Genomic DNA, 5,681 nt, shown 5'->3' on the forward strand with positions numbered 1-5,681 from the left:
CATGCGCAAAATGACTCCTCGTTGGGACCACGGTCCCAATCTGCGGAAAAGCGAACAAAATAGGGATTACGTGTTCTCGTTATCGTGAAAAAACAGCCTATGCACTTCTGTGCATAGGCATGCAGGCGGCTAAAATTTATCAGGCGCATTTTTCCCGATCTGACCCATAGATAACCCGGTTTTTTAGCGTTTAAGCGGCAATGTTGCGTTGAGGGCGTCTGAGGCGGTGCGTGGATCGGATGTTATGGTAAATTTGTGTTCCCTATCTGTGCTGTGCATTGATACATCAAATACCCATGCCCCTCGAACTCGTATCTTTACGTGACGCCTGTGACGCTATTGAAACAGAAATACGACATCGAGGAGTCTTTTAACGAACAAAGCCCGCATAAGCGGGCTTTGTCATATGTGGCGCAATACGTTCAATCATGCTGCTTCTATTTTTCCTCGAAATCGTCAATCCATATTGATTTAACGCCTTCGAAATATACATCTAGCTCTGTATGTTCTAGGTGTTTGTTGCTAGACATATCTAGGCCTATTTTTGCTGCGTCAATCAGTGACTTCAATGATTCCCTATTACTATCACTCTCTTTGAAACCTTGTTTTTTAAGCCAGTAGTTTAGTTCGTGATCTTGTTCTTTTGAAATGTGCTTACCTACAGGGTGCGACATAGTTTTAGCCTTATGATTGAGTGAATTTACGCTGACACATTGAGCATTTCAGCGAACCATTATTCCCATCTTTAAATAGAGTCATTGTCTTGCAAAACGGACATTGTTTACCTCTGCCTCCACGGCCTTCATTGGGTGGAATCATCACTACTGCGTTGCAATTAGTACAGCTGTTCCCAAAGAGGGTTAGTTTGTTACAGAAAGGGCATTTTTTTCCAGGCATTACTCAAGTGCTCATTAGTCATTTACATAATATCGTGACAATATAGATGAAAAGTTTTTCTTGTAAAGCATTATGTTGTGATTTACTTGTTGTGCATGTTTTGGTGGGTGGGTATTATAATTGTCAATGATGCATAGCTGACGGTTGTATCTCCGTAAAACCATAAAATGCAATGGTTGTTCGCTTGCACTATTAAATTTACTCCGGATTGTTAGTCTTTTTTCATCAAAAGAATCGAGGGTTAGATTGTGCAAGGAAAGAGATGGCGGGATGTGCATTATGACGGGAAAACATACGACCTAACCCACCTACATCCGTTCGATTTCCTGGCGACGATAAGAGGGAGTGAGGTGAAAATTTCCGTAACTTTCTCTAATCATTGCTTTACGGATAAGAAGGGGGAGGGAAAAACATTGATGAGTGGTCGTTACTTTTCCGAAGCGCGCTATCAATGCAGTTTAAACCTGCCGTGTATCCTGAAAGATCACTTGATTAATGGGCATATCGTGCCGCACTTTGATAGAAATAGTAATGAGGTTTACTATTACGCTCATGTTTTTGACTACGCTATATTTTTCGATCTTCGTCAGGATACAAACAACTCTGGAGGGTTAGCTATGTTCGTTACCAGCGCATATGAGCTAGACCAATGGGGTAAGGGGTCCGTACCGAAAGGGACTGCTGTTAAGTTTGACTACATCAGTCATTTGCGGCTGAATGGGCAAACGTATCTGGCTAAAAAGATGCAAAAAAGGCGCTGATTAATCAGCGCCTTAATGCGAAAGTAATATCGATGGTTACTTTCAAAAGTTTCCGGCCTTTACCTTTGGTTATCCTGCTCTCAGGCTAGGTGAGACTGATTACTCAATCTCCGGTAACAATACCCCGATAACTCGGTTCCGGTCAGTATTGATGTAGAAACAATAACTCTCTGGTACTCAGATTGCAACCAAAATTCAATATACCCTCATAGGAGAATAACTAATGAAAAATTCATTTCTTTCAGTGTGGTAGATATTATTTTGAATTGATCTACATAGAGTGCAGACAAAAAAGATCTTCTTGAGATCCTTTTTGTCTGCGCGTAATCTCTTGCTCTGTAAACGAAAAAACCACCTGGGGAGGTGGTTTTTTCGAGGGTTCAGTAAGTTGGGGAACTTCTGAACCGTGGTAACAGGGTGTACAAGACCACTGCAACCAAATTCGTCCTTTCAGTTTAGCCGTACTCAGGCCATAACTTCAAGAACTCTGCATCAGTAATCTCTTGTACACCCGTTACCAGTGGCTACCGCCAATGGCGTTTTTTCGTGTCTGTCAGGGTTGGAATCAAGAGAACAGTTACCTGCACAAGACGTGGTAGTCGGGCTGAACGGGGAGTTCGTGCATACAGCCCAGCTTGGAGCGAACCACCTAACCAGACCCCAGCATCCGGCGTGGAATGAGAAAACGCGGCCATGACAGCGGAATGATGCGGGGACACTGTAAGGTGGGAACAGGAGAGCGCACGAGGGAGCGCCCCATCGGAAACGGTGGGGATCTTTAAGTCCTGTCGGGTTTCGCCCCTTCTGACTTGAGCGTCATTTTTTGTGATACTCGTCAGGAGGGCGGAGCCTATGGAAAAGCGAGACTTGCTGATCCGGCTCTGGGGGGAGGGGGGGCTGCTGTCTTTTTTTCTTTTGGGGGATTTATGACTCGATTATCATCGTTATCCGCTTCTGAAAAACAGTTTATTGATGCGGCGGTTTTCGCGGCGGAACGTGCAAAAGGCGCACGGCTCTCGGGTCCTGAGAAAAAAAAGGTGTTAGCGACAGCGCGCCAGCAGATCATCTCTCAGCGAGACGCCAACAGGATTTCTCGCCAGCGTCACGAGGCTGCACAGGAGCGCCTGTTTGAATGGAAAAAACCATCGGGTTTTCGTCGTTAACACGCACCGCTCGCCGCAGTCTCATGACCGAACGGAGTGAGCGAATGAGCGAGGAAGCGGAATAGCGCTGCTTGTGATGGGGTCTTCGTTCACTCCTTTGCTTTAGGATTTGAAAAATTCCGTTAACTCCCGGTTTTCCTGTTCTACTTTGAGTTTTTCCAGTTTCCGCCGCCGGCGTTCTGCCGTTGCCGTGGCATTTTTACGTCGAGTTTCGGCGTTACTGCTTTCTTCTTTGGCGATATCGACCTGTCTCTGTGCTTCTGCGATGACGTTTTCCAGCTGATTCTGGGCTGCACTTATGAGCGCATTGGCCTTCTGTTCGCGTAGTGTGGCGGCATTTTCTCGCTGAACGGCACGATCGAGTTGCTCAGCGAGGCGTTTATTGGCCTTAAATTCGGCCTGTACGGCGTTTTCTTGCGCCAGGCTGGTTAGCCTATGGTAATGCGCGATTTTTTCAGCCTGATCGCGGTTATCGGCTTTAACGGTTATCCAGAGGAGTGCTATCCCACCGGCACTACCTGTGATGAGTATGCCCGGCAGCACGAATGGCCATAACTCAGCAACCATATACCAGCCTGAGAATTTTATAAGCTGTTCACCTTGCCTGATTATCAGCGTGTAGTTTTCCAGTGTGGCTGACATGTATACGTAGGCTGCACCGAGCAGTGCAAACAACACGATTAACACGGTGACTCGCCAGAAAACAAATTTCATCGCAGGTAGGTTTCCGTGATCTCCGGGCGAAAGTGTCCCATTTCCTGGCTGACTGTCGCCAGGGCAGCTTCCCGGAGCAGACCCTGATGTTGCAGTTCGCGCATTCGTTCCTGAGCATAGCTGTGACGAACGCCGTGGGCACCGGCTGACCAGCCTAATACCCGCAGTGCGGCCGCACTGAAGCTGTTTGACCAGAGATGGCCGCCACCAAGCGCATAACGGCTGGTGTGGTTAACGCCACGATCGGTCAGGATGACGGTGTGGTCGCGCCTGACCGCTTCAAGACGTGAAGCCAGCGCTTTTGGAAGCTGAATTTCCCGAACCAGTCCGCCCTTACCGTGAACGGTGTAGGTTATACCGCTACGCCCCGTCCACTTTGTTGTATCGGCCTGTCGTACACTGGGCGGCTGTTCATCCGGTCTCGCCAGCGTATAAAGCTCATGGGCGCGTAATCCTGCTGCGTAGGCCAGCTCTGTCGCTAGTGCGTTCTTTGGGGTTTGAGCGGCGCAAATACGGGTGATTTGTTCTGAGGTGTAAGCCCGTCCTGTCAGGATTTGTGGATGGTCTGCGCGGATCACCGGTAAACGCTCGGTCAGAGGCAGGATGCCGGTGACATGGTGCATCATGGCCTGAATAGCTTGCCGCTCCATGTCGAGGGTTTTTTGTCCTACCGATTCGCCCCGGGATTCAAGATAACTGACGGCCAGAGAAGGCGTTAGTTCACGAAGTCCTCCGAGGATTCGGGATGCACGAACCCATTCTGCTACCCGAGTTAATGCCTGTTCGTAATTGCGTACGGTACCAACTGAACGTAGGCTTTCCCCTTGTATGGCTTTCATGACCGAAGCCGCCTGACGCCCGGGTGAGGAAAATTTTGCTTTTGCCATGAGGATACGGTTGAAGGTTAACGGATCTGCTGAGGGTTCTGGCGCTGACCGATAACAGCCAGAACCTGAACTTTCTGGGTGGGGTCATCCACGTCATATAGTACATGCTGTCCCATCAGACTGATACGGCGGACGCCCTCGCCGTAGCGCGGATCTAGCTCATATAGCTTGGGAAACTCTGCGAGTTTGTCGGTGGAAGCGAGGAGGCGTTCAGTAACGTGCCTTGCATCCCAGAGAGAAGCGTTTTCAGCGATATAGTCAAAAAGTGCCATCACATCCTCCGTGGCACTCGCTTTCCATTCCACATCATACGACATCGTGTTTTTCCTGATAGCGGCGCTGTAGCTGCTGACGAAGCTGGTCGGTTGTCATACTTGGTCGGGTGTCGGCACGGGCTTCTGCGACTTTGGCGCGTGCTCTTTCCTCATACTCTGCCTGTGCCAGTTCTTCATTAGCGAGACGCTGCAACAGTGCGGCTTTATCCGAACTTCCTGAGGGGATGAGGTGTGGGAGGCTCTCGGCCAGCTCCCGCAGAAAGTTCGCGTTTTCGTAGTGGGTGCTGTTCATGGATGACGCTCCTGATTTTCCGTAAGTCTATTTCTGAGTGTAGCAACCTCGCATTAGGATGGCATGTAACGGGTTTAACCATGACGAGCCAGCCAGCGAGTCACTGTGGATAGCACGACCCTGATCCGCTTTGCTCTGAGCCAGCGTTGTAGCTCGGCGGCGCTGGCTCCGGCCTGATGAAGCTGGCGCAGTTCTCCGGTGTAGCGATCGAGGCGCGATTTCCGGTAGCGCGGTTTGCGAATTAACCGGGTCTCTTCCTGTAATGCGGCCAGTTCCTGGCTGACGCTAAACTCCGTCATATCATCACCGCTTGATAGTTTGTAAGAACGCCTGACCTAAGATACCGGTTCAGCGGCAATTGAATGCCTATTTGCCCCTGTTTGACACCTTGTGGCGTCTGGCTCGGACTATTCTCGCCATTTTTTCCCCCGTCAGCGTGGGCTAATCGCGGTCGTTACACTGACCAGGTGGCGTTTTAACTGCGTCGCCTCAGTCTCTCCAGATGTCGCTGCTGGGTCTCAGATCCCTCAAGGGGCGCGGATTGTTGACCTGTATCCGGTGTAATCAGGAGTGCGTGACGTGCACTAATCATCAACAGCAAAAGAATAATACGGATAACCTTGCGTTACCAACGTGCTTTTTAATTATTGCGCTTATATTGAATAAACCCAGTGATACCCGCTATGTACAAC

8 protein-coding genes are annotated in these 5,681 nt (G+C 49.3%); 2 read left to right on the forward strand and 6 right to left on the reverse strand.

Annotation, left to right across the window (positions count from 1 at the left end; genetic code table 11):
* Window positions 1-437: 437 nt before the first annotated feature.
* Window positions 438-674 carry a hypothetical protein gene (locus tag H0248_RS19365; RefSeq protein WP_103184882.1) on the reverse strand — a complete coding sequence of 79 codons (237 nt, stop codon included), beginning with the start codon at window positions 672-674 and terminating at the stop codon, window positions 438-440.
* Window positions 675-1,247: 573 nt separating this feature from the next.
* Between H0248_RS19365 and H0248_RS19370 the strand changes: the two genes are divergently transcribed.
* Both H0248_RS19370 and H0248_RS19375 read left to right on the forward strand, forming a co-directional pair.
* Window positions 1,248-1,658, forward strand: a complete 411-nt coding sequence (locus tag H0248_RS19370) for a hypothetical protein (RefSeq protein ID WP_146044100.1) — start codon at window positions 1,248-1,250, stop codon at window positions 1,656-1,658.
* Between the two features lie 926 nt (window positions 1,659-2,584).
* Window positions 2,585-2,821 carry a hypothetical protein gene (locus H0248_RS19375; protein WP_039318282.1) on the forward strand — a complete coding sequence of 79 codons (237 nt, stop codon included), beginning with the start codon at window positions 2,585-2,587 and terminating at the stop codon, window positions 2,819-2,821.
* A gap of 102 nt (window positions 2,822-2,923) precedes the next feature.
* Here the strand turns inward: H0248_RS19375 and H0248_RS19380 are convergent, their stop codons facing one another.
* The 5 genes from H0248_RS19380 to H0248_RS19400 all read right to left on the reverse strand — a co-directional run bounded on the left by H0248_RS19380 (window position 2,924) and on the right by H0248_RS19400 (window position 5,288).
* Entirely contained in the window at window positions 2,924-3,535 is a 612-nt protein-coding gene (locus H0248_RS19380) for a hypothetical protein (protein ID WP_039318279.1), read from the reverse strand.
* Window positions 3,532-4,374, reverse strand: a complete 843-nt coding sequence (locus H0248_RS19385) for a site-specific integrase (RefSeq protein ID WP_230243181.1) — start codon at window positions 4,372-4,374, stop codon at window positions 3,532-3,534. Before H0248_RS19385 ends, H0248_RS19380 begins: the two co-directional genes overlap by 4 nt.
* A gap of 65 nt (window positions 4,375-4,439) precedes the next feature.
* Window positions 4,440-4,739 carry a type II toxin-antitoxin system RelE/ParE family toxin gene (locus H0248_RS19390; RefSeq protein ID WP_039318272.1) on the reverse strand — a complete coding sequence of 100 codons (300 nt, stop codon included), beginning with the start codon at window positions 4,737-4,739 and terminating at the stop codon, window positions 4,440-4,442.
* On the reverse strand, window positions 4,729-4,989 hold the full coding sequence (locus H0248_RS19395) for a hypothetical protein (RefSeq protein ID WP_039318269.1): 261 nt from the start codon (window positions 4,987-4,989) through the stop codon (window positions 4,729-4,731). Before H0248_RS19395 ends, H0248_RS19390 begins: the two co-directional genes overlap by 11 nt.
* A gap of 74 nt (window positions 4,990-5,063) precedes the next feature.
* Complete coding sequence (locus tag H0248_RS19400; RefSeq protein ID WP_103161203.1) at window positions 5,064-5,288, reverse strand: hypothetical protein; 225 nt, start codon at window positions 5,286-5,288, stop codon at window positions 5,064-5,066.
* Window positions 5,289-5,681: the final 393 nt, after the last annotated feature.

The organism is Pectobacterium brasiliense, assembly GCF_013449685.1.
Taxonomy (GTDB): domain Bacteria; phylum Pseudomonadota; class Gammaproteobacteria; order Enterobacterales; family Enterobacteriaceae; genus Pectobacterium; species Pectobacterium brasiliense_A.

Coding starts and splice junctions, on each gene's coding strand:
- H0248_RS19365 (WP_103184882.1), bottom strand. CDS start 674: ATGTCGCACCCTGTAGGTAAGCACATTTCAAAAGAACAAGATCACGAA.
- H0248_RS19375 (WP_039318282.1), top strand. CDS start 2,585: ATGACTCGATTATCATCGTTATCCGCTTCTGAAAAACAGTTTATTGAT.
- H0248_RS19380 (WP_039318279.1), bottom strand. CDS start 3,535: ATGAAATTTGTTTTCTGGCGAGTCACCGTGTTAATCGTGTTGTTTGCA.
- H0248_RS19385 (WP_230243181.1), bottom strand. CDS start 4,374: ATGAAAGCCATACAAGGGGAAAGCCTACGTTCAGTTGGTACCGTACGC.
- H0248_RS19390 (WP_039318272.1), bottom strand. CDS start 4,739: ATGTCGTATGATGTGGAATGGAAAGCGAGTGCCACGGAGGATGTGATG.
- H0248_RS19395 (WP_039318269.1), bottom strand. CDS start 4,989: ATGAACAGCACCCACTACGAAAACGCGAACTTTCTGCGGGAGCTGGCC.
- H0248_RS19400 (WP_103161203.1), bottom strand. CDS start 5,288: ATGACGGAGTTTAGCGTCAGCCAGGAACTGGCCGCATTACAGGAAGAG.